Source organism: Methylobacterium sp. SyP6R (assembly GCF_019216885.1).
Classification (GTDB): Bacteria; Pseudomonadota; Alphaproteobacteria; order Rhizobiales; family Beijerinckiaceae; genus Methylobacterium.
Map to the genome: position 1 here is coordinate 2,297,858 of NZ_JAAQRC020000001.1, position 20,470 is coordinate 2,318,327.

18 protein-coding genes are annotated in these 20,470 nt (G+C 72.6%); 4 read left to right on the forward strand and 14 right to left on the reverse strand.

Going from position 1 to position 20,470, the window contains the following annotated elements; genetic code table 11:
• Nucleotides 1-4: 4 nt before the first annotated feature.
• Nucleotides 5-1,201 carry an efflux RND transporter periplasmic adaptor subunit gene (locus tag HBB12_RS10635; protein WP_465251168.1) on the reverse strand — a complete coding sequence of 399 codons (1,197 nt, stop codon included), beginning with the start codon at nt 1,199-1,201 and terminating at the stop codon, nt 5-7.
• A 219-nt stretch (nt 1,202-1,420) separates the two neighbouring features.
• On the reverse strand, nt 1,421-1,795 hold the full coding sequence (locus HBB12_RS10640; RefSeq protein WP_236989321.1) for a hypothetical protein: 375 nt from the start codon (nt 1,793-1,795) through the stop codon (nt 1,421-1,423).
• A 153-nt stretch (nt 1,796-1,948) separates the two neighbouring features.
• Between HBB12_RS10640 and pcaF the strand changes: the two genes are divergently transcribed.
• The 3 genes from pcaF (at nt 1,949) to HBB12_RS10655 (ending at nt 5,615) form a co-directional block, all read left to right on the forward strand.
• Nucleotides 1,949-3,163, forward strand: coding sequence for a 3-oxoadipyl-CoA thiolase (pcaF, locus tag HBB12_RS10645; RefSeq protein ID WP_236989322.1), 1,215 nt, complete (start codon nt 1,949-1,951; stop codon nt 3,161-3,163).
• 317 nt (nt 3,164-3,480) lie between these two features.
• Complete coding sequence (locus HBB12_RS10650) at nt 3,481-4,428, forward strand: helix-turn-helix transcriptional regulator (protein ID WP_236989323.1); 948 nt, start codon at nt 3,481-3,483, stop codon at nt 4,426-4,428.
• A 131-nt stretch (nt 4,429-4,559) separates the two neighbouring features.
• Nucleotides 4,560-5,615: a KpsF/GutQ family sugar-phosphate isomerase gene (locus HBB12_RS10655; protein WP_236989324.1), complete on the forward strand. Its 1,056-nt coding sequence runs from the start codon at nt 4,560-4,562 to the stop codon at nt 5,613-5,615.
• A 316-nt stretch (nt 5,616-5,931) separates the two neighbouring features.
• Here HBB12_RS10655 and HBB12_RS10660 read toward each other — a convergent pair whose 3' ends face one another.
• From HBB12_RS10660 to HBB12_RS10715, 12 genes are all read right to left on the reverse strand, one after another.
• The gene (locus HBB12_RS10660; RefSeq protein ID WP_236989325.1) at nt 5,932-6,510 is read right to left on the reverse strand and encodes an NADPH-dependent FMN reductase; all 579 of its coding nucleotides are present in this window, start codon (nt 6,508-6,510) and stop codon (nt 5,932-5,934) included.
• A gap of 58 nt (nt 6,511-6,568) precedes the next feature.
• Entirely contained in the window at nt 6,569-7,894 is a 1,326-nt protein-coding gene (locus HBB12_RS10665; protein WP_236989326.1) for a TRAP transporter large permease, read from the reverse strand.
• Nucleotides 7,891-8,502 carry a TRAP transporter small permease gene (locus HBB12_RS10670; RefSeq protein WP_236989327.1) on the reverse strand — a complete coding sequence of 204 codons (612 nt, stop codon included), beginning with the start codon at nt 8,500-8,502 and terminating at the stop codon, nt 7,891-7,893. The genes HBB12_RS10665 and HBB12_RS10670 overlap by 4 nt, the downstream gene beginning before the upstream one ends.
• Before the next feature lie 29 nt (nt 8,503-8,531).
• The gene (locus HBB12_RS10675) at nt 8,532-9,359 is read right to left on the reverse strand and encodes a glutathione S-transferase family protein (protein WP_236989328.1); all 828 of its coding nucleotides are present in this window, start codon (nt 9,357-9,359) and stop codon (nt 8,532-8,534) included.
• 153 nt (nt 9,360-9,512) lie between these two features.
• Entirely contained in the window at nt 9,513-10,301 is a 789-nt protein-coding gene (locus tag HBB12_RS10680; RefSeq protein ID WP_236989329.1) for a transporter substrate-binding domain-containing protein, read from the reverse strand.
• Between the two features lie 113 nt (nt 10,302-10,414).
• Nucleotides 10,415-12,202 carry a PAS domain-containing protein gene (locus HBB12_RS10685; protein WP_236989330.1) on the reverse strand — a complete coding sequence of 596 codons (1,788 nt, stop codon included), beginning with the start codon at nt 12,200-12,202 and terminating at the stop codon, nt 10,415-10,417.
• A 150-nt stretch (nt 12,203-12,352) separates the two neighbouring features.
• Entirely contained in the window at nt 12,353-13,606 is a 1,254-nt protein-coding gene (locus tag HBB12_RS10690) for a molybdopterin molybdotransferase MoeA (RefSeq protein WP_236989331.1), read from the reverse strand.
• A complete protein-coding gene (gene mobB / locus HBB12_RS10695; protein ID WP_236989332.1) occupies nt 13,590-14,120 on the reverse strand; it encodes a molybdopterin-guanine dinucleotide biosynthesis protein B in 531 nt (176 codons plus the stop codon). Before mobB ends, HBB12_RS10690 begins: the two co-directional genes overlap by 17 nt.
• Complete coding sequence (locus HBB12_RS10700; RefSeq protein ID WP_442919250.1) at nt 14,111-16,096, reverse strand: molybdopterin biosynthesis protein; 1,986 nt, start codon at nt 16,094-16,096, stop codon at nt 14,111-14,113. The genes mobB and HBB12_RS10700 overlap by 10 nt, the downstream gene beginning before the upstream one ends.
• A complete protein-coding gene (locus HBB12_RS10705) occupies nt 16,093-17,247 on the reverse strand; it encodes a molybdopterin-binding protein (protein WP_236989333.1) in 1,155 nt (384 codons plus the stop codon). The genes HBB12_RS10700 and HBB12_RS10705 overlap by 4 nt, the downstream gene beginning before the upstream one ends.
• Before the next feature lie 243 nt (nt 17,248-17,490).
• A complete protein-coding gene (locus HBB12_RS10710) occupies nt 17,491-17,769 on the reverse strand; it encodes a hypothetical protein (protein ID WP_236989334.1) in 279 nt (92 codons plus the stop codon).
• 7 nt (nt 17,770-17,776) lie between these two features.
• A complete protein-coding gene (locus HBB12_RS10715) occupies nt 17,777-19,054 on the reverse strand; it encodes a GTP-binding protein (protein ID WP_236989335.1) in 1,278 nt (425 codons plus the stop codon).
• A gap of 138 nt (nt 19,055-19,192) precedes the next feature.
• Here HBB12_RS10715 and HBB12_RS10720 point away from each other — a divergent pair, with 138 nt between their 5' ends.
• Entirely contained in the window at nt 19,193-20,467 is a 1,275-nt protein-coding gene (locus HBB12_RS10720) for a WD40 repeat domain-containing c-type cytochrome (RefSeq protein WP_236989336.1), read from the forward strand.
• Nucleotides 20,468-20,470: the final 3 nt, after the last annotated feature.

Consider the following 20,470-nt stretch of genomic DNA (forward strand, 5'->3'; position numbering starts at 1 on the left):
CTCCTCAGCGCTGTTCGGTCGAGGCGGGGGCGGGGTGCGAGCCCGCCGACGCCACCGTAGTGGTCTCGAACGGCACCGCCGCGACCTGGGTGCCGGCGACGATCTTCTGGAAGCCCTCGGCGACGACCCGGTCGCCCTCCTTGAGCCCGTCGCGGATCACCCACTGGCTCTCGACCACCGGACCGACCTCGACCGGCTGGAGCACCACCTTCTGGTCCGGCCCGACGAGCCAGACCTGGGCGCGGCCGTCGTTGGAGCGGTGCACCGCCTGCTGCGGCACCGCGATGGCGTCGGAATCGATGCCCTGCTTGATCCGGGCGCGGACATACATGCCGGGAAAAAGCTCGCCGTGGGGGTTCGGCACCACGGCGCGCAAGGTCACCTGGCCGGTGCTCGGATCGGCGGTCACGTCGGAGAACAGCAGCCGGCCGGGCTCGGGATAGAGCGAGCCGTCATCCATGATGACCCGCACGCTCGCGACATCGGCGGCGAGGCGGTCGAGCTCGCCGCTGGCGAGATCCCGGCGCAGCTTGTTCAATTCGCCGACCGACTGGGTGATGTCGACGTAGATCGGGTCGAGCTGCTGGATCGTCGCCAGGTTGCTGGCGCCGCCCTGCTCGACGAGAGCGCCCTCGGTGACCAGCGCCCGGCCGATGCGGCCGGAGATCGGCGCCCGCACATCCGTGTAGCCGAGGTTGAGCTGGGCCCGGTCGCGGGCGGCCTTGGCGCCGGCGACCTCGGCCTCGGCCTGCTTCTGGGCCGCGAAGGCGGCGTCGTACTGGGCCTGGCTCGCGGTCTGGCGCGAGAGGAGGGTCTCCAGGCGCTCGGCCTGCTGGCGGGTGAGCACCAGGGCGGCCTCGGCCTTGGCCAAAGCCGCTTCGGCGCTGGCGAGGTCGGCGCGGAACGGCATCGGGTCGATCTTGTAGAGGATATCGCCCTCCTTGACCTGGCTGCCCTGCTCGAAGGTGCGCTTGGTGACGAGGCCGGCGACCCGCGCCCGGACCTCGGCGATCCGCGTCGGTGCGGCGCGGCCCGGCAGGTCGCGCTCGTAGGGAATCGGCTGGTGCTTGACCGTAACGATCGAGACTTCCGGCGGGGCGGCCGGGGCCGCGGGGGCGGCGGCCTGCTGGGCCGGCTTGCAGGCGGCGAGCCCGAGGACGAGGGCGGTCGCTCCAAGGAGGATGCGGCGGCGTTGGATCACGGGTCGGTCTTTCCTGCGCGATGGGGAAGCGGCCGGGGCGCGTCGCGCCGCCGGGCGTCCGGGCAAAGGTCGGGGGGCTCGCGGGACTCGGGCGAGCCTTGAGGATGCGCGCATCGGCGCTGCGGCCTTGCGGCGGCGGCGAGCCGGAAGACTCGCAAGGTTCCGAGGCGGAGATGTGACGAGGGGTCCGCTTCCGCAAGGGAACGGACGGACCAGCCGTCAGGCGGCGGCTTTCGGCGGGCGCTCGGGCAGGGCGGCGCCGGCCTGGACCAGGGCACCGAGGCGGCGCGGGGGCATCGGCGTGGCGGCGCCCGCCGCCGGATCCTCGGCCGGGCAGGCGAGGTTCGTGCTCGCCGCGCCGCCATCGTCCGGGCGGGGATTGTCGACGCTGGTCGCCGTGAGGGTGCAGGCCGGGCTCTTCACCCAATGGGCATGCAGGCTCGCCATCGGCGAGGCGCCATGGCCGGCACGCAGCACCGGCTCGGGACGGCCGGAAGCGGCATCCGCCGCCGACATCGCCAGGAGGGCGAAGCCGAGGCCGAGAAGGGCGGTCGCGCAGAAACGCGCGAGAGATGTCCAGAGACGACCGGTCACGGAGCGGAACAGTGGGGGTTCCGACCGCAGCGCACAAGACGCCGCGACATTCTGTCAGTCGCGCGATGGAGTACGGGCGGACGCCGCCCGGGCTTGATCGGAGACGCGCATCGCCGTACCGGTTTTTCGAAACCACGATCGGGAGAGGAAGCCATGAGCGCGCCGCGGGACGTCTACATCTGCGATTACGTGCGCACGCCGATCGGCCGCTACGGCGGCGCGCTGGCCCGTGTGCGGGCGGACGACCTCGCCGCCGTGCCGCTGGCGGAACTCGCGCGGCGCAACCCGGCCCTGAAGGACGCCGTCGAGGAGGTGTTTCTCGGCTGCGCCAACCAGGCCGGCGAGGACAACCGCAACGTCGCCCGCATGGCGCTGCTGCTGGCCGGCTACCCCGAGCGGGTGCCGGGCCTGACCCTCAACCGCCTCTGCGCCTCGGGCCTCGACGCGGTCGGGGCGGCGGCCCGCGCGATCCGGGCCGGCGACATCGACCTGGCCGTGGCCGGCGGCGTCGAATCGATGACCCGGGCGCCCTTCGTGATGGGCAAGAGCGAGGGCGCGTTCCAGCGCCAGGCCGAGATCCACGACACGACCATCGGCTGGCGCTTCGTCAACCCGGTGCTCAAGGCGCAGTACGGCGTCGATTCGATGCCGGAGACCGCCGAGAACGTCGCCGAGGAGTATCAGATCGGCCGCGCCGACCAGGACGCCTTCGCGCTGCGCTCGCAAGCCCGGGCGACCCGGGCGCAAGCCGACGGCACCTTCGCAGCCGAGATCGTCGCGGTCGAGATTCCCGACCGCAAGGGCGGCCATGTCAAGGTCGAGCGCGACGAGCATCCCCGGGCCGACACGACCGCGGAGGGACTGGCGAAGCTCAAGCCTTTCGTGAAGAAGGACGGCACGGTCACCGCCGGCAACGCCTCGGGCGTCAACGACGGCGCCGCCGCCCTGGTGCTGGCGACCCGCGAGGCCGCCGAGCGCCACGGCCTGACCCCGATCGCCCGGGTGCTCGGCCTCGCCTCGGCCGGCGTGCCGGCGCGCATCATGGGCATCGGCCCGATTCCCGCCGTCGAGACGCTCTGCGCGCGGCTCGGCCTCACGCCGTCCGACTTCGACGCGGTCGAGCTGAACGAGGCCTTCGCCTCGCAGGCGCTCGCCTGCCTGCGCGGCCTCGGCCTGCCCGACGATGCCGACCACGTGAACCCGAACGGCGGCGCCATCGCGCTCGGCCATCCCCTCGGCATGTCGGGGGCGCGCATCGCCGGCAGCGTCGCGCTCCAGCTCGGCCGGGCTGGCGGCCGGCTCGGCCTCGCGACGATGTGCGTCGGCGTCGGCCAGGGCGTGGCGCTGGCGGTCGAGCGGGTCGGCTGAGCAGACTCACCGGCAGCGGAGCGGGACACGGCTCCGCTCCGCCGCCAATCGACCCGGCGGGGGATCGCGAAGTCGGGGACGAGCGTTCCATCGTGCCGCACTGCACCATGGCGGGGCCGCGTGGCATGGTTTAAGTATGAACCAGTCTCGCCCTTCCCCCGGAACCGCGCGGAGGATGCGCCCGCCCCCGCGGGACGGATCCCGCGGCGCAAGCGATCCCCATTCCCCATGACCCGCCACGCTTTGTCCACCGGCCCCGCTCTCCTGCCGTCCGATTGGGGCCGCCCCTTCGCCCTGTCGCCCCGGTGAGGCCCGCCATGCCCAGCAAGACCGGATCGCGCCCGGACGCGGACGACTCTCCCGACACCGACGGCCCGGAGGCCGGCGACGCCGAAGCCGAGTTCCTGACGATCCTCGGCCAGCGCGTCCGCACCATGCGGGCGGTGCGGGCGATGTCGCGCAAGGTCCTGTCGCAGACCTCGGGGCTCTCCGAGCGCTACATCGCCCAGCTCGAAGGCGGGCAGGGCAACGTCTCGATCATCCTGCTGCGCCGGGTGGCCCTCGCCATGGGCGTGCGGCTCGAGGACCTGATCGCCGCGGTCGAGAGCCCGCCCGACTGGCCGGTGGTGCGCGACCTCCTGGAGAAGGCGAATGCGGACCAGATCGCCGAGGCTAAGCGCGTGCTCTCGGGCGCGGCCGCGCCGGGCGAGGGCCCGACGCAGCGCGTGGCGCTGATCGGCCTGCGCGGCGCCGGCAAGTCGACCCTCGGGCGGATCCTCGCCGAGCGGATGGGCTGGACCTTCGTCGAGCTCAACCGCGAGATCGAGCGCGAGAACGGCCTGTCGGTGGCGGAGATCTTTGCGATCTACGGCCAGGAGACCTATCGCCGCCTGGAGCAGGGGGCGCTCCGGCGCCTCGCCGAGCGGCCGGGCCCGATGGTGCTGGCGACCGGCGGCGGCATCGTCGCCGAGCCGGTCACCTTCGACCTGCTTCTGTCCGCCTTCTTCACCGTCTGGCTCAAGGCGCGGCCGGAGGAGCACATCCACCGGGTGCGCGAGCAGGCGGCCAAGGGCCTCGCCCAGGCCCGGCTGCCGGACAGCGACAACGCCCTGCGGGAGATTCGCGCCGTACTGATGAGCCGCGAGCCGCTCTACGCCCGCGCCCGCGCGGTGATCGACACCGCCGACCATACGGTCGCCGAGACCGCCGCCGAGCTGACCGGCCTGGTCGAGGGCTATCTCGGCACGACGCGGCGCAGGGCCTGAGGCGCGGGCGCCACAGCGGCGCCGGAGGCCGTGAAAAATCTCCGGCGCGGCGGGGGACCACCCGTATTCTGGCCGCAAATGAGTCGGCAGGCTCGCCCCTCACACGGGATGCGGCGGGGTCGAGGAGCACGATGGAGAGTTCGAACCGGGCCGAGAGCTACGCGGCGGCGGAAAGCAGTGCACCTGGAAGCGCGGGAGGCCAGGTGGTCGAGGCGGCGCATTTCTCCGCCATCCGCAGCGTCCGCACCGAGGCCGAGGCGCTCCTGACGCTGGCCCGTGCCCTCGACCACGAGCTGAAGGCCGGGTTCGGCGCCGCCGTCGCGGCGATCCACGACATCCCGGGCAGGGTGATCGTGTCGGGCATCGGCAAGAGCGGCCATATCGGGCGCAAGATCGCCTCGACGCTCGCCTCCACCGGCACCCCGGCCTCGTTCATCCACCCGAGCGAAGCCAGCCACGGCGACCTCGGCATGATCACCTCCCAGGACATCGTCATCGCGCTGTCCTGGTCGGGCGAGACCACCGAGCTCGGCGACCTCATCAGCTTCTCGAAGCGCTTCGCCGTGACGCTGATCGGCATGACCTCCAATCCGGCGAGCACGCTCGGCCAGGCCGCCGACATCCTGCTGCCGCTGCCGCTGGTGAAGGAGGCCTGCCCGCACAACCTCGCGCCGACCTCGTCGAGCGTGATCCAGCTGGCGCTCGGCGACGCGCTGGCGGTGGCGCTGCTGGAGCGCCGCGGCTTCTCGGCCAGCGACTTCAAGGTCTTCCATCCGGGCGGCAAGCTCGCGGCCCGGCTCAAGACCGTGACCCAGCTGATGCATGCCGGCGAGGAGATGCCGCTGGTGCCCCGCGGCATCCGGGTCTCTGAGGCCCTGATCGCCGTGATGGGCAAGCGCTTCGGCTGCGCCGGCATCGTCGACGAGGCCGGCCGGCTCGTCGGCATGATCACCGACGGCGACGTGCGCCGCCACATGAGCCGGGGCGACGGCCACAGCGACCTCCTCGCCCGCCGGGTCGAGGAGATCATGACGCCCGCACCGATCACCACCACCCCCGGCACCTTCGCCAGCGCCGCCCTGGAGCTGATGAACCGCAGCCAGATCACCGCCCTGTTCGCGGTGGAGCGCGGGCGCCCGGTCGGCATCCTGCACATCCACGACATCTTGCGGGCGGGGGTGGTCTGAGGGCCGCTCGCCTGCCACGCACCTGGACGACGCGCCGGGTCATCCGGGCCTCAACGAGGCCGGGCCCGGCACACGACACAGCAGGTGCGCAGTGCGGGAGCGACGGCCAAGAGCATGAACCCTCCCCCCTCTGCGGGGGAGGGTGGCCTGCGGCGCAGGCCGGGAGAGGGGAACCACGCTTCCGGATGAGGCGGAACCGTTCTGACGGGCGCCCTCTGGATCAGCGTCGCGCTGCCCCTCTCCCGGCCCCTGCTGACGCAGGGTCCACCCTCCCCCGCAGAGGGGGGAGGGTTTTCGCGCGCGGTCGTCGCTCCCCTCAATACGGTACCCCACCCCGCCGCTTCTCCCGCAGCGCCTCCGCGTACCAGGTCAGCTCGTCGAGGAAGCGGCCGGTCGGACGCTCCAGCCAGGGCTGGAGCGGGCGGCCCTCCTCGTCCAGCGCCTTGTGCACCTCGGGAATCGGCAGGAGCGAGGGGATGCTCGGCGTGCCGAGCTCGCCCAGCATGGCGCGCAGCTGCATCGCCGCACGCACGCCGCCGTAGCGGCCGGCCGAGTAGCAGACGATCGCCGAGGGCCGCCAGAAATACTCCTCCAGGAAGTGGTCGAGGGTGTTGGACAAAGCCGGCGGGATGCTGTGGTTGTACTCCGCCGAGACCACCACGAAGCCGTCCGCCCGGCGGTACAGGGCGGCGAGCCGCTCCAGCGGCTCGGGCGCCTCGCCCGTCGGGTATTCCTTGTACATCCGCGTCAGCAACGGCAGGGCAAGCTCGGCCGGATCGACCAGCGGCGCCTCGTGGCCGCGGGATTCGAGGGCCTGGACCAGGTAGCGGGCGGCGCGCAGGCCGTTGCGCCCCTGGCGCACCGAACCGAGGATGACCGGGAACACGAGCGCCATGGCGGAACTCCGGGAAACGAGGATTCTTCCCGGAGTCTACAGCAAGTCCGCCAGGGTCTCACATCATCCCGAGCATCCGCGGCAGCCACAGCGAGATCGCCGGGACGTAGGTCACCACCACCAGGAAGATCAGCATGGTGAGCAGCCACGGCCAGACCGCGATGGTCAGTTCGGTGATGCCCATCCGGGTGATGCCGGACGCCACGTAGAGGTTGAGGCCGACCGGCGGGTGGCACATGCCGACCTCCATGTTGACTACGATCAGGATGCCGAAATGCACCGGGTCGATGCCGAGCTTGGCGGCGATCGGGAACAGGATCGGCGCCATGATCAGCACGATCGAGGACGGCTCCATCACGTTGCCGGCGACCAGCAGCAGGATGTTGACGATCAGCAGGAACACCACCCAGTTCAGGCCGGCCCCGGTGATCCAGCTCGCCATCGCCTGCGGGATCTGCTCGCTCGTCATCAGGAACGAGAACAGCACCGCGTTGGTGATGATGTAGAGCAGCATCGCGCTCATGTTGGCCGAATCGAGCAGCACCCGCGGCACGTCCTTCCAGGTCAGATCCCGGTAGACGAACAGCGCGATGACGAAGGCATAGACGGCGCTGACCGCCGCCGCCTCGGTCGGCGTGAAGGCGCCGCTGTAGATGCCGCCCAAGACCAGCACGATCAGCAGGAGGCCCCAGACCGACTTGCGGAACGCGACCCAGCGCTCGCGCCAGGTCGCCTTCGGCATCCGCGGATAGCCGAACTTGCGCGCCCGGTACCAGGTGGTGAAGCCGAGAAGTGCCGCCAGCATCAGGCCCGGGAACACGCCGGCGACGAACAGGGTCGAGATCGAGGCCGAGGAGACGCGCTGGCCGTCGGGCCCGGTCACCACCGCGCCGCTGGTCGCCACCGAGTACATCACCATGACGATCGAGGGCGGGATCAGGATGCCGAGCGCGCCCGAGGTGGTGATGACGCCGGCGCCGAAGCGCTTCGGGAACCCTTGCGCCACCATGGCGGGCAGGATGATCGAGCCGATCGCCACCACGGTGGCCGGGCTCGAGCCCGAGATGGCGGCAAACAGCGCGCAGGCCATCACGCCCGCGAGCCCCAAGCCCCCGTGCCAGTGGCCGATCATCGCGGTGGCGAAGTTGATCATCCGCCGGGCGACGCCGCCATGGGTCAGGAAGTTGCCCGACAGGATGAAGAACGGGATCGCCATGATCTCGAAGTTCTCGATTCCCGTGAACAGCTTGAGCGCCACCGCCTCGATCGGCACGGTGGTCATGGTGAACAGGAAGGTGAGCACCGAGAGGCCGAGCGCGATCGAGATCGGCATCCCGGTGAGCATCAGGGCGATGAGCAGCCCGAAGATGATGGCGGCGTTCATCGGGCGGTGCCTCCGGTGCGGGCTTCGGCAGCGAGGTCTTTACCCAGGTCTTCCGCGGCGTGCGGGCTCTCGACCACGCCCTCGACATGGCCCGGATCGTGGTGCGGCAGTTCCCCGGTGCGCCAGAAGCTCCAGGCGACCTGCAGGAAGCGGAAGCACATCAGCCCGGAGCCGAGCGGAATCGCCAGATAGACGACCCAGCTCGGAATCTCGAGGTCGGGCGTGGTCTGGTCGGTATCGACGAGGCCGTAGACGAAGCGCGCGCCCATGATGCCGACGATGGCGGTGAAGAGCGCGCCGCAGAACAGGCCGAACAGCACGATCCGGTTGCGCCAGGCGGGGGGCAGCTGGTTCACCGCCACGTCGACGCCGACATGGATGCCGGTGCGCACGCCGTAGGCCGCGCCGAACTTCGCCATCCAGACGAACATGTAGATGCACAGCTCCTGGGCCCAGGAGAGGTGGATCGCGGTGGTGATCGAATACAGGGCCGGGATGCCGGAGGCGTAGCGGTGAACGACGGCGACGAAGATCAGCAGCGTCGCGCCCGCCATCAGGCTCGCGATCAGGATCTCCTCGAGGCGGTCGAGGATGCGCAGGGGGTGCATGGAGTCTTCCCGGGAGGGCGGTCGGGGCGTCAGATCGTGTCGGCGTGGGGCCGGATTTCGCCTTCGGGCCGAATCTTGCCTTGGGGCCAAGCGAAGCGGATGGTGCCGTCGCGCAGGCCCGCCAGCACCACCTCGACGCCGCCGGATTTCACCATCCATTCGAGGCGGTGGTCGCGGTATTCGCGGCGGCGCCCGCCGGTGGTGTAGAGGTCGGCGGCTTCCGCCATCCGGGCCGCCGCGGCATCGAATTCCCGGAAGGTCTGCGCCACGGAGGGGCGCTCGCGCAGCCTTGCGTGCCAGCGCGCGAGCGGGCTGCCCGCCTCGGGTCCCATCCCGTAATGCACCGAGCGGTTGACCATCGGCGCCGCCGCCGCGTCGGCCCAGCCGAAGGCCGCGCCGCCGAACCACGCCGCCTCGCCGAGGCGGCCTGTGAGCCAGTCCTGCAGGGTCTTCGTCTGCGCCGCGGCCTGGCTGCGCAGGTGGTCGGCGAGCGCTCCCGTGGCGCGGCGGAACCACAGGATCTCGCCGAAGCCCCAGTTCACCGCCTCGTACTGGGTGTCGCAGACCTCCTCGGTCATGCGGGCCTCGGCGCGGGCGACGGGATCGCGCGGCAGCAGCGGCGGATCGGGCCAGCGTTCCTCGATGTATTCGAGGATCACGGTCGATTCGAAGAGGCTCGCCCCCCCGTCGACCAGGACCGGCACCTCCTGGCGCGGGTTGGCCTCCGCGAAGGGGCCGTCGCTCCGGCCGGTGCCGAAGGTCTCCGGCAGTTCGGTGGTGAAGGCCACGCCCTTCTCGCGCAGGGCGATCTTGACCTTCTGCGCATAGGACGAGAGCGGGTGCTCGTAGAGCAGCATGATCGTGGTTCCCCCCGGACCGTCTCGTTTATTGGGGGGCAGTGTCGCACGCGGCGGCGTGCAGCGGGAACCCGACGATGGTTGGGTTCCCGCCGCCGGGATGAGGATTGCTCGGGGGAGGACGGGACGCGCGATCGTCGATCGCGCCCACCGTCACTTCATGTTCGCGGTGAAAATACGGTCGAACTCGCCCGAGGCCTTCGCCAGGTGCAGCCACTGATCGACATAGGCCTTGAACACCGTGTCGCCGCGCGGCAGCAGGAAGCCCATCTCGCCGTATTGCAGGGGCTGGTCGGGATTCACCGCGCACAGGCCCGGATGCAGCTTCTCCTGCAGCTTCACCTCGACCGACTCGGCGACCATCACGTCGGCGCGGCCTTGCGCGATCTCCTGCCAGATGACGCGGTTGTCGGGGAAGAGCTGGATCTGCGCCTTGGCGAGGTTGGCGCGGGCGAACTTCTCGTTGGTGCCGCCGGGATTGACGACGACGCGGGTCGAGGGCTGGTTGATGGCGTCCGTCGTCTGGTACTTCGCGACGTCGTCGCAGCGGACGATCGGCGCCTTGCCGTTCACCAGGTACATCGTGCTGAAGAAGGCTTCGCGCTGGCGCGGCAGCGTCACCGAGATGCCGCTCATGGCGATGTCGCATTTCGCCTTGAAATCGGCCATCAGGTTCGACCACTTGGTCTGCACGAACACCGCCTCGGCGCCGAGCGATTGCGCGAGCGAGCGGCCGAGATCGATGTCGATGCCGACGAAGTCGTTGGCGCCGTCGGGCCTGTACGAGAATGGACGGTAATCCCCCGTCGTGCAGACGTTGAGGACCTTGCGCTCGATGACCTGGTCGAGGCGCGAGGGCTCCTCCGCCGCGAGGGCCTGCGTCGCCGCGAGCACCAGCATCGCACCCGTCACGATGCGCGACGCCATCGAACACACTGCCATGAACCTCACTCCCCATCGCCACGCCGGGTGGCGCGGCTCAGGTTAGGGAGGCGGAGGGAGGGCGTCCAGGTGTCAGGGGCGGAGACGGACAGGCATCCAAAGCCTGCCCACCGTCACGCCTCCTCGCTCGCCAGGATCGCGGCGTCCGCCGGGGCGTCGAGCGCGAAGACCAGCCCGTCCGGCCGGTAGTCGATCTCCGCCGTGCCGCCGAAATAGGCGCTCAGCGTGCGCTCGATGAGGGCGCTGCCGAAGCCGCGCCGGGCCGGCGCCGTCACCGGCGGGCCGCCCTGCTCGCGCCAGTCGAGCCGGAACCGCGCCTCCGGCCCCGTCCCCTCCTCGTGCCAGCGGACATCCACGATCCCCGTATCGTTCGACAGCGAGCCGTATTTCGCCGCGTTGGTCGCCAGTTCGTGCAGCGCGAGGGCGAGGGCGACGGCGAGTTGGGGCTGCAAGGTGAGGGCGGGCCCGGCGAGCCGGATCCGCTTGCCGATCGATCCATGCGGGGACAGGGCGCCCTCGATCAGCTGGCGCAGGTCGGCCGAGCGCCAGGCGGCGTTGGTGAGTACGTCGGTGGCGGTGCCGAGCGCCACCAGCCGCGCCGACAGGGACTCGCCGGCATTCCGCAGGTCGGTGGCGTTGCGCAGGGTCTGCCGCGTGACAGACTGCACCACGGCGAGCACGTTCTTGAGCCGGTGGGCGAGCTCGCCGTTGAGGAGCCGCAATTCCTCCTCGGCTGCTTTATGGGCGCGGAAGTCGCGGGTCACCGTGCCGGTGCCGACGACACGCCCCTCGCCGTCGGTGATCGGGAAGGCCGAGTACAGGACCGGGATCGCCGCCCCGGTGCGGAAATGGCGGAAGGTCAGCTCGCCCGACCAGTGGCCGTCGCACTCCACCGCCGCCAGCATCTCCGCCATGACCGTGTCGACCTGCTCCGGGGGGAGGAAGTCGGTGATGGTCAGATCGGCGAGATCGGCGCGGTCGAGGCCGACCATCCGCCGGGCGGCGTCGTTGAGATAGAAGACCCGGCCGTCGGTCCGCGCCATGCCGATGAAGTCGGTACTGTTCTCGGCCAGCCGCACGAAGCGGTCGCGCTCCTCCTCGCTCTCGCGCAGGGCCGTGATGTCGCGCGAGACCGACAGGATGCGGTCGAACGTGCCATCGGGGTTGCGGATCGGGCTGAGCGCCACGTGCCACCATTTCGGCGTGCCCCGCATCGTGCAGGCGCGGCCGACGAAGCTCCGCGCGCGTCCGGCGCGGGCGGCGGCCAGGGCGGCGACGGCCTCCTCATGCCCCTGGCCGGCCCAGAAATCGGGCCAGTGGCAGCCGTGGATCGCGTTGAAGTCGCTCACCTCCATCACCTGCTGGCCGCCCTCGGACATGAAGGTCAGCCGCCCGTCGAGGTCGAGCACCTTGATGCAGTCGGTCGAGCTGGCGAGGATGCTCTCCAGGAAGGCCTCGCGCTCCGCCGAGGCCGCCGCGCTCCGCCTCAGCTCGGCCTGCGACGTCTCCGCTTCGACGAGCGCGTGCCGCAGGGCGACTACCAGCCCGACCACCCCGGCCGTCGTGACGACGAACACCGCCGAGGCGACCGATTGCGTGAGCGACAGGACGCCGACGGGCGGCGCGGCGAGGAGCGCGATGCCGGTGCAGGCCGCCGACAGGAGAGTGGCCCACAACCCGGCGCCGCCCCCGAGCAGCAGGGCGATGAGGATCACGGCGGGCGTGAACAGGAACCACGGGGCGAATTCGGAGAAGACCAACGCGTGAAGCAGCGCGATGCCGCCGACGGCGAGGACCGGGACGCCGTACCGCACCGGGCGGGAGGGCCGGCGCGCGACGATCAGGGCGCGCAGGCGATCGAGAAGGCCGCGCAGGCGAATGTCCAGTCCCGTTCGACCCATGAGGCGCGCCGACTCAAGCCCCGCTCTGACGCAAGACCTGCCTTGACGCAGGTGTCACGGGCATCCCGTCCCGCGATCGGGTGCCTCTAGCACGATTTTACTAGGTGCCTCCAGGGCGGCGGAGCGCCGGAGGATCGGACCGGTTCCGGTTTACCACAGCAAAGGATGCCGGAATACCTCCACCCAGTTCCCCACCTCGACCCCGGTCACCGCCTCCGGCAATTCGGCGAGGCCGTCGCTGCCGGTGAGCGAAGACAGCAATCCGGCGCCGTCGCGGGGAAACTTCACCGCCTCCACCACCCCATCGGCACCCCGCCGCAGCGAAACGCGGACATATTCCCGCCGCCCGGCCTTCTTGGCGTAGCGGAAGGCGGCGCGGGCGGGCTGGCTCGGAGGAGGGTCGAGCAGGGCGCCGCCGAGGCGGGCGAGCAGCGGGCGGACCACGACGAGCAGGGTGACGTAGACCGCCACGGGATTGCCCGGCAGGCCGACGAAGGCGGCGTCGCCGATCAGCCCCAGGGCGACGGGACGGCCGGGCTTGATCGCCAGCCGCCAGAACACCAGCCGGCCCGCGGCCTCCACCGCCGCCTTGACGTGGTCCTCCTCCCCGGTCGAGACGCCGCCCGAGGTGACGATGAGGTCGTGACCGGCGGCCGCCGCCTTGAGGCGGTCGGGCAGGAGGGCGGGATCGTCGCGCAGGATGCCGAGATCGCTCACCTCCGCCCCGAGGCGGCGCAGCAGCGCGACGAGGAGGATGCGGTTCGAATCGTGGATCGCCCCCGGCCGCAACGGGGCGCCCGGCTCGGCGAGTTCGTCGCCGGTCGAGAACACCGCGACCCGCAGGCGGCGGCGCACGGCGAGGCGGGCGTGGCCGGTCGCGGCGGCGAGCGCGAGGTCGGGCGGGGTCAGCCGGCGGCCGGCGGGGATCACGATGCTGCCGCGCGCGACGTCCTCGCCGGAAAGCCGCCGGTTGGCGCCAGGTTTCAGGCCCGACGGCAGCGCGACCGCCTCGCCCTCGCGCCGCACGTCCTCCTGCATGAAGACGGTGTCGGCGCCGGGGGGCATCGGCGCACCGGTGAAGATCCGCATGGCCGAGGCACCGACGAGGGCGGCCTCCGGCACGGCACCGGCGGGCAGGCGGCCGCGCACAGGCAGCACGGTCTCACGGCCCGGGGCGAGATCGGCGAAGCGCACGGCGTAGCCGTCGACGGCGGAATTGTCGAAGGGCGGCAGGTCGAGGCCGGCGAGAACGTCCGCTGCGGCGATGCGACCGTCGGCATCAGTCAGGGGCACGGTCTCGATCCCGGCGAGCACCGGCAACCGCTCGCCGACGAGGGCGGCGGCGTCCTCGACCGAGAGCAGCGGGCCGCCGAAGGCGAAGCAGTCGTCAGTCAGCTGCGCCATGGGCAAGCCTCTCCAGGACCGCGGCGAGGGGCTCCGACCGCGCCAGCACGATATCGGCGACCGCCTCCACCGCGTCGAGGGGGACGATCGGCCGACCGGCTTCCGGGAAGGGATGGTCGCTCGCCACCGCGACGATGCGGGGATCATCCGGATGCAGCGGCGGGCGGCCGTTGGCGTGGCGGTAGACCTCGAGCTTCGGATGCGGCTCGCGCTTGAACCCCTCGATCACCGCGAGGTCGCAACGGGCGAACCGGCGCAGCAGGTCGGGCAGGCGCATCTCCTCCTCGACTTCTTGGATCTGCACGACGCGGCGACGCGACGAGACGATCACCTCGCAGGCCCCCGCCTCGCGGTGGCGGAAGGAATCCTTGCCCGGCCGGTCGACGTCGAACTCGTGGTGGGCGTGCTTGAGCGTCGCCACGCGCAGGCCCCGGGCGCGCAGGGCCGGGATCAGCCGGACGAGGAGCGTCGTCTTGCCGGCGCCGGACCAGCCGGCGAGCCCGATCACGCGCATGAGGCGTCTCCCGCCCGGGTGAAGCCGAGATCGGCCAGGTCGGCGGCGAGGCCTCGATCGTCGAGGAGGCCCAGGAAGATTGCGAGCGCGGGCTCGTCGCGGCGCGCCTCGCGGTAGGCGAAGTCGTAATGCTCCTCGGTGAGCGGCAGGAACCCGAGGCCGTAATCGCGCGCGACCGTGGAGATCGCCACGCCCCAATCCGCCCTCCCCTGCGCCACCGCCGCCGCGACGGCGTTGTGCGACCGCGGCTGGTTCCAGTAGCCGGCGGGCCGGGCGCCGTTCAGGAGCCCGTCGACGAGCGCCCGGGTGCCGGCGCCGGTGTTGCGGTTGACCATCACGGCCGCGTCGTCGGCGATGAGCCCGGTCACGGCACCTTGCGCCGACGATCCCTCGAAGCGGGCATCGCCCTTGCGGAACACCACGCCCTGCAGCCGGCGCCAGCCTGGGGCCAGGGCGAGGCCGGGGGTGAGGTAGGGTTCGTTGTAGCGCCCGGTCTCGGGATCGAGCAGGTGCATGGCGGCGAGGTCGCATTCGCCGCGGCGGAGTGCGGCGAGGCCTCCGGCGGAGCCGACCCAGAGGGTACGGGCCGAGACGCCCCGCCCCGCGAGGTGCCCGACCAGCCGGTCGAGGCCGAGGCAGTGGCTGCCGACGATCGTCAGGTCCGGCGGGCGCCCCGCCCGGCCGATCCGGGAGACCCGCACGATCTCGCCGGCCTCGAGCCCCGCGCGGGTCGCCGGCACCGCGAAGAAGCCGTCCGCCTGCGAGAAGGCCGTGACGGCGCCCGAGCCCTTGGCGAGCGGCAAGGCCACCAGACCATCAGTTCCGCGGGAGAGCGCCGTCATCACGTATTCGGTGCGGCCGAGCTCGGACCGTAAGCGCTGCGGCAGGCGCGCCTCGATGCTGTCCTCCTCCCGGGGGGCCAAGCCGGCGAGCGCCCGGATCAGCGGCACCACGAATTCGTGGAAGGTGAACATCGCCGAGGTCGGGAAGCCCGGCAGCACCACCACCGGCACGGCGCCGATCCTGGCGAGGCAGAGCGGCTTGCCGGGCTTCAGCGCCACGCCGTGGACCAGGATGCCGGGTTCGCCGAGCCGCGACAGGATCCGGTGCGAGACGTCGCCGGCCCCCTTCGAGGTGCCGCCCGACAGGACGACGAGGTCGGCGCACGCGAGAGCTTTCCTCAAGGCGCCTTCGAGCGCCGCCTCGTCGTCCGGCACGATGCCGCCCGGGACCGCGACGCCGCCATTCTCGGTCACGCTCGCCGCCACGATGGCGCCGTTCGAATCGTAGAGCCGGGCCGGGCCGAGCGGGGTTCCGGGCGCCACCAGCTCGTCGCCGGTGGAGAGCACCGCGACGCGGGGCCGGCGCACCACCGGGACCTCGGCGAGGCCGCAGGCGGCGAGCATCCCGATCTCCCGGGCGGTGACCAGGGTCGAGCGGCGCAGGACCGTCTCGCCCCGCGCCATGTCGGCGCCGGCATAGCCGACGAACCGGCCCGGGCCGGCCGGCTGGCCCAGGGCGATCGCCGGCTCCGGGCCGTCCTCGAACTCGGTCGCCTCGATCATCACCACCGCATCGGCGCCGCGGGGCAGCACGCCGCCGGTGGCGATCGGGGTCGCGGTGCCGGGGCCGACGGTGAGCCCCGGCGCGACCCCGCAGGCCAGGATCTCGGTGTTGAGGACGAGGCGGCGCGGCTCCGCCTCGCTCGCCCCCTCGGTATCGGCGCTGCGCACCGCGAACCCGTCCACCAGGGCGCGGTCGAAGGGCGGCACGTCGATCGGCGAGGCGATGTCGGCGGACAGCACCCGCCCCAGGGCCTCGTGCAGCGGCACGGTCTCGGGCAGCAGGGCCGCGTGCGGCACGGCCTCGCGCCAACGCGCCATCGCCTCGTCCCGGCTCACCACCGCCAGGAACTGCTCCTGGCGCGAGGCGGCGGCGAGGCGCGCGAGGAAGGGGTCGGCGGGAGGCAGGGTCACAGCGGCAGCACCTCGACAGGGGTCCCGGCGGGATATCCCTCATGGGCCGGCGGCACCAGCAGGACGGCATCGGCCCGGGCGAGCCGGTGCAGCGGAAGTTCGGCCCCGCCGAGGGGTTCGGCGCCCGCCGGTCCGCGGCGCAGGAACACCGCCTCGGCGAGCCCGATGACGGAGGCGACCTTGCGGGTGAGCGGCAGGAGCAAGAGGGCGTCCGGCACGGCGCCGGCAAGAGCGGCCATGAGCGGCCGGCCCAGCGCGAGCCAGGCGGCGAGCGCCGCGTCCGGCCGGCCCGGCAGCAGCAGCACCGGCCGCCCTGCCGCCTCGCCGAAGCCGGCGCTCTCGCCGGGCCGCAGGGCGATGCCGTGGGCGTGGAGCCGCCCGGCCCGCGCGAGGGCGGCCGCGCTCGCGTCGCGCCGTCCGGGCCCGGTGCCGCCGATCACCGCGACGGCATCGGCCCCCGGCACCCGCATGGCCGCCGCGAGGGCGTCGGCCCCCGCCGGCCGCGCCACGATTTCGGCGCTGCCGCCCCGGGCGGCGATCCAGGCGCGCAGGACCGGCGCCAGGGTGTCGGGCTCGGCGACGAGAAGCCGCCAGTGCGGGCGGCGCACGGCCACCTGACCGAAGCCATCGGCCGCCAGGGCGAAGGCGTGGAGCACGGTCACCCGCTCGCCCGCGGCGAGGATCCGGGTCCCCGGCGGGAGTTCGGCGCCGGGGGCCCGCGTCCCCTCCCCGGCCACGGCCTCGGCCTCGATTTCCCGCAGGTCCGCGCTCAGCGCCGCGTTTGCCAGCAAGTCGGCACTCAGCGCCGCGTTTGCCAGCAAGTCGGCACTCAGCGCCGCGTTTGCCAGCAAGTCGGCACTCAGCGCCTCCGGCGGCAGCAGCGCGTCGGCGCCGGGAGGAAGCGCGTCGCCGGCCTCGACCCAGGCGGGGAGCCGCGCCAGCCGCACCGGCGCGTAGGGCGAGGCGCCGGTGGTCTCCGCCGCGCTCACCGCCCAGCCGTCGCGGAGCGCGATCCGCTCCGCCGGCCGGCCGGCCTCGACCACGACGTCCCGGGCCGCCGCGGCGCCGACGGCCTCGTCCGGGCTCGCGGTCACGGGCGCGACCGGGCGCGCGAGGGCGGCGAGCGCCGCCACCGCCTCCGCGACGGGCATCAAGGCGGTCGTGGACGCCCGCGGGATCACCGGCGGGTGCCCTGGTGGAGTGAGGCCATGCGGCTGTCCTGGTCCCGGGACGGAGGGCCGAGCCGATGGGCCAAGCGCCGGCCGGGATCAAGGTTTCGTCGCCGGGCGGAGGACCAGACGGAGAAAATGTCGCGGAAGGCCGCGTCCCTCCGCAGGATCGTCCCGGCACACTCGAGAATGCTCCGGCCTCACGAGCGCAACGACCTGCAGCGACTACGAAGGAGCGGCCCGCTCCGCCGCCCCGATATCGGCATCGGTCACCGCCTCGATCGGCTTGCCGATCTTGAGCGCCCGGGTCGGCTGCCCGACGCACATCAGCAGGATCACCGTCTCGGTGTCCGGGCAGCCGGGATCGGCGCAGGCGATCTCGTTGACCGAGAGCGCGTCCTCCTCCGCGAGCGCCAGGATCCGCCGCGCCCGCTCGGCGAGCGCGTGGCGCGCCGAGGCCTGTTCCCGGGCCCGGAGGCGCAGGGCCTTGAGGCTCTGGAACAAGGCCGGCTCAGGCCGCGCTCGCGCCCCAGGCCGGGAACGGATCCGGCAAGGTGTGGTCCGCTCTCACCGGTCCGTGCTCCGGGCCGACGAGGCAGGCATCGAGGGCGTGCCGGATCGCCGCCTCGTCGAACCCGGTGCCGATGAAGACGAGTTCCTGGCGCCGGTCGCCCCACGCGTCGCTCCAGTGCCGCATGAGCATCTCGCGCGATTCCGGGTCGTTGGGCCACCGCGCTTGCGGCACCGCGGCCCACCAGCGGCCGAGCGGCGTCACCCGCGCGGCGGCGCCGGCGAGCGAGAATTCCCCGACCCAGTCCGGCCGGGTCGCGAACCAGAGATGGCCCTTGGCCCGGATCAGCCCCGGCCAGGTCTCCTTGGTGAAGGCGTCGAACCGTGCCGGGTGGAACGGCCGGCGCGCCCGGTAGACGAAGGAGTGGATGCCGTATTCCTCGGTTTCGGGCACATGCTCGGCGGCCCCGTAGAGTTCCTTGAACCAGAGCGGATGGGTCTGCGCCCGCTCCTCGCTGAACAGGCCGGTCTCCAGGACGGTGCCGAGCGGCACCCGGCCGAACCCGGCCTCGACGATCCGGGCATCGCCGTTGAGGCCGCGCACCACCTTGCGCACGAGGTCGCGCTGCTCCGCCGAGACGTCGCCGGCCTTGTTGATCACCACCACGTCGGCGAACTCGATCTGCTCGACGAGCAGGTCGACCAAAGTGCGGGTATCCTCCTCGCCGGCCGTCTCGCCGCGGTCGCGCAGGAAATCGTGCGAGCCGTAATCGCGCAGCAGGTTCACCGCATCGACCACCGTGACCATGGCGTCGAGGCGGGCGACGTCGGACAGGGACGCCCCGTCCTCGGCCCGGAACGAGAAGGTGCTGGCGACCGGCAGCGGCTCTGAGATGCCGGTGCTCTCGATCAACAGGGCGTCGAAGCGGCCCTCCTCGGCGAGGCGCCGCACCTCCCGCATCAGGTCGTCGCGCAGGGTGCAGCAGATGCAGCCGTTGGTCAGCTCGACCAGGCGCTCGTCGGTCCGCGACAGGCCGGCCTCACCCGCCCGGACGAGGTCGGCGTCGATGTTCACCTCGCTCATGTCGTTCACGATGACCGCGACCCGGCGCCCCTCGCGGTTGGCGAGCACGTGGTTGAGGAGCGTCGTCTTGCCCGCCCCGAGGAAGCCGGACAGGACGGTGACGGGCAGGCGGGGATCTTGCGAGCGGGGATCTTGCGAGCGGGGATCTTGCGGGCGGGAATCTCGCGGCCGAGCGGCGGTCGAATGGTCGAGCATGGATGGGCACCTCCAAGTTTGTAACAATATAACATCACTCGTTCTGTCAAGCCGGCGGGTGCCGTGGCGTTCGGGCGCCTTCCCGGCCGGGGATCCGGGCGCGTAGACCCGTCCCGCCCTCTCCGGACCCTCTCCCGCATGTTCCTCCCGCCCCGCCTCGCCCTCGCCGCCCTCGCCTGCCTTCTCGCCGTCACCGCCCGCGCCGAGGCGCCGATGCGCGGCCATGGCGGGCCGGTGCGGGCGCTGGCCGTGACGGCGGATGGCCGCCAGGCGCTATCGGGCAGCTTCGATTCCTCGGCGATCCTGTGGTCGATCGAGGATGGCGCGGCGCTCCGGGTGCTGCGGGCCCATGACGGGGCGGTGAACGCGGTGGCGCTCCTGCCCGATGGCGGGCTCGTCACCGGGGGCGAGGACGGGCGGATCGCCCTGTGGCGCGAGGGCGACGAACCGGAGCGGATCGTCGCCGCCCATGCCGGCCCGGTCTCCGGCCTCGCCGTGGCGCCGGACGGGCGGTGGATCGCGTCGTCGTCCTGGGACGGCACCGCCCGGATCACGCCCCTCGACGGTTCTCCCGCCCTGGTGCGGGAGGGCCACAAGGGCAACGTCAACGGCGTCGCCTTCCTGCCCGACGGGCGCCTCGTCACCGCGGGCTACGACGCCACGGTCCGGATCTGGCCGGAGACCGGAGCGCCGCTCACGGTCCAGCTCGAATCACCGGTCAGCGCGGTCGTGGCCGCCCCCGACGGCGAGATCGCGGCGGCGGGCGCCGACGGGACGCTGCGCCTGATACGGTCCGATGGCGGCATCCGGGCGGGCGTGGAGATCGGCCCCCGGCCTCTGGTGGCCCTGGCGCTCTCGCCCGACGGGCGCCGGCTCGCCGCCGCGACGGTCGGCGGCGCGGTGGCGATCGTCGACCGGGCGGAGGCGCGGGTGCGCCTCACCCTGGTCGGGCCCGGCCTGCCGGTCTGGTCGCTGGCCTTCCGCGGTCCGGACGAGCTCGTCACCGGCGGCGGCGACCGGCTGGTGCGCCGCTGGGACCTCCGTACGGGCGAGCCGATCGGCCCGCTCGCCATGGCCCGCCCGGCGGATCCGCTGGCGGCCTTCGCGGGCGACCGGGGCGCCGCGGTGTTTCGCGCCTGCGAGGCCTGCCACACCCTGACGCCCGACGGCGGCAACCGCGCCGGACCGACCTTGTACGGCGTGTTCGGCCGCCGCATCGCGACGGTGCCGGACTATCCCTATTCCCCGGCCTTCCGGCGGCTCGACATCGTGTGGACGCCCGAGACCGTCGCCCGCCTGTTCGAGATCGGCCCCGCCCGCTTCACCCCCGGCACCAAGATGCCCGAGCAGACGATCGGCGCGGCGGAGGACCGGGCGGCCCTGGTGCGGTTCCTGGAGCGGGCGACGCGGTGAGCC

Coding starts and splice junctions, on each gene's coding strand:
- pcaF (WP_236989322.1), top strand. CDS start 1,949: ATGAGCGCGCCGCGGGACGTCTACATCTGCGATTACGTGCGCACGCCG.
- HBB12_RS10650 (WP_236989323.1), top strand. CDS start 3,481: ATGCCCAGCAAGACCGGATCGCGCCCGGACGCGGACGACTCTCCCGAC.
- HBB12_RS10655 (WP_236989324.1), top strand. CDS start 4,560: ATGGAGAGTTCGAACCGGGCCGAGAGCTACGCGGCGGCGGAAAGCAGT.
- HBB12_RS10660 (WP_236989325.1), bottom strand. CDS start 6,510: ATGGCGCTCGTGTTCCCGGTCATCCTCGGTTCGGTGCGCCAGGGGCGC.
- HBB12_RS10665 (WP_236989326.1), bottom strand. CDS start 7,894: ATGAACGCCGCCATCATCTTCGGGCTGCTCATCGCCCTGATGCTCACC.
- HBB12_RS10670 (WP_236989327.1), bottom strand. CDS start 8,502: ATGCACCCCCTGCGCATCCTCGACCGCCTCGAGGAGATCCTGATCGCG.
- HBB12_RS10675 (WP_236989328.1), bottom strand. CDS start 9,359: ATGCTGCTCTACGAGCACCCGCTCTCGTCCTATGCGCAGAAGGTCAAG.
- HBB12_RS10680 (WP_236989329.1), bottom strand. CDS start 10,301: ATGGCAGTGTGTTCGATGGCGTCGCGCATCGTGACGGGTGCGATGCTG.
- HBB12_RS10685 (WP_236989330.1), bottom strand. CDS start 12,202: ATGGGTCGAACGGGACTGGACATTCGCCTGCGCGGCCTTCTCGATCGC.
- HBB12_RS10690 (WP_236989331.1), bottom strand. CDS start 13,606: ATGGCGCAGCTGACTGACGACTGCTTCGCCTTCGGCGGCCCGCTGCTC.
- mobB (WP_236989332.1), bottom strand. CDS start 14,120: ATGCGCGTGATCGGGCTCGCCGGCTGGTCCGGCGCCGGCAAGACGACG.
- HBB12_RS10705 (WP_236989333.1), bottom strand. CDS start 17,247: ATGCCCGTCGCGGAGGCGGTGGCGGCGCTCGCCGCCCTCGCGCGCCCG.
- HBB12_RS10715 (WP_236989335.1), bottom strand. CDS start 19,054: ATGCTCGACCATTCGACCGCCGCTCGGCCGCGAGATTCCCGCCCGCAA.
- HBB12_RS10720 (WP_236989336.1), top strand. CDS start 19,193: ATGTTCCTCCCGCCCCGCCTCGCCCTCGCCGCCCTCGCCTGCCTTCTC.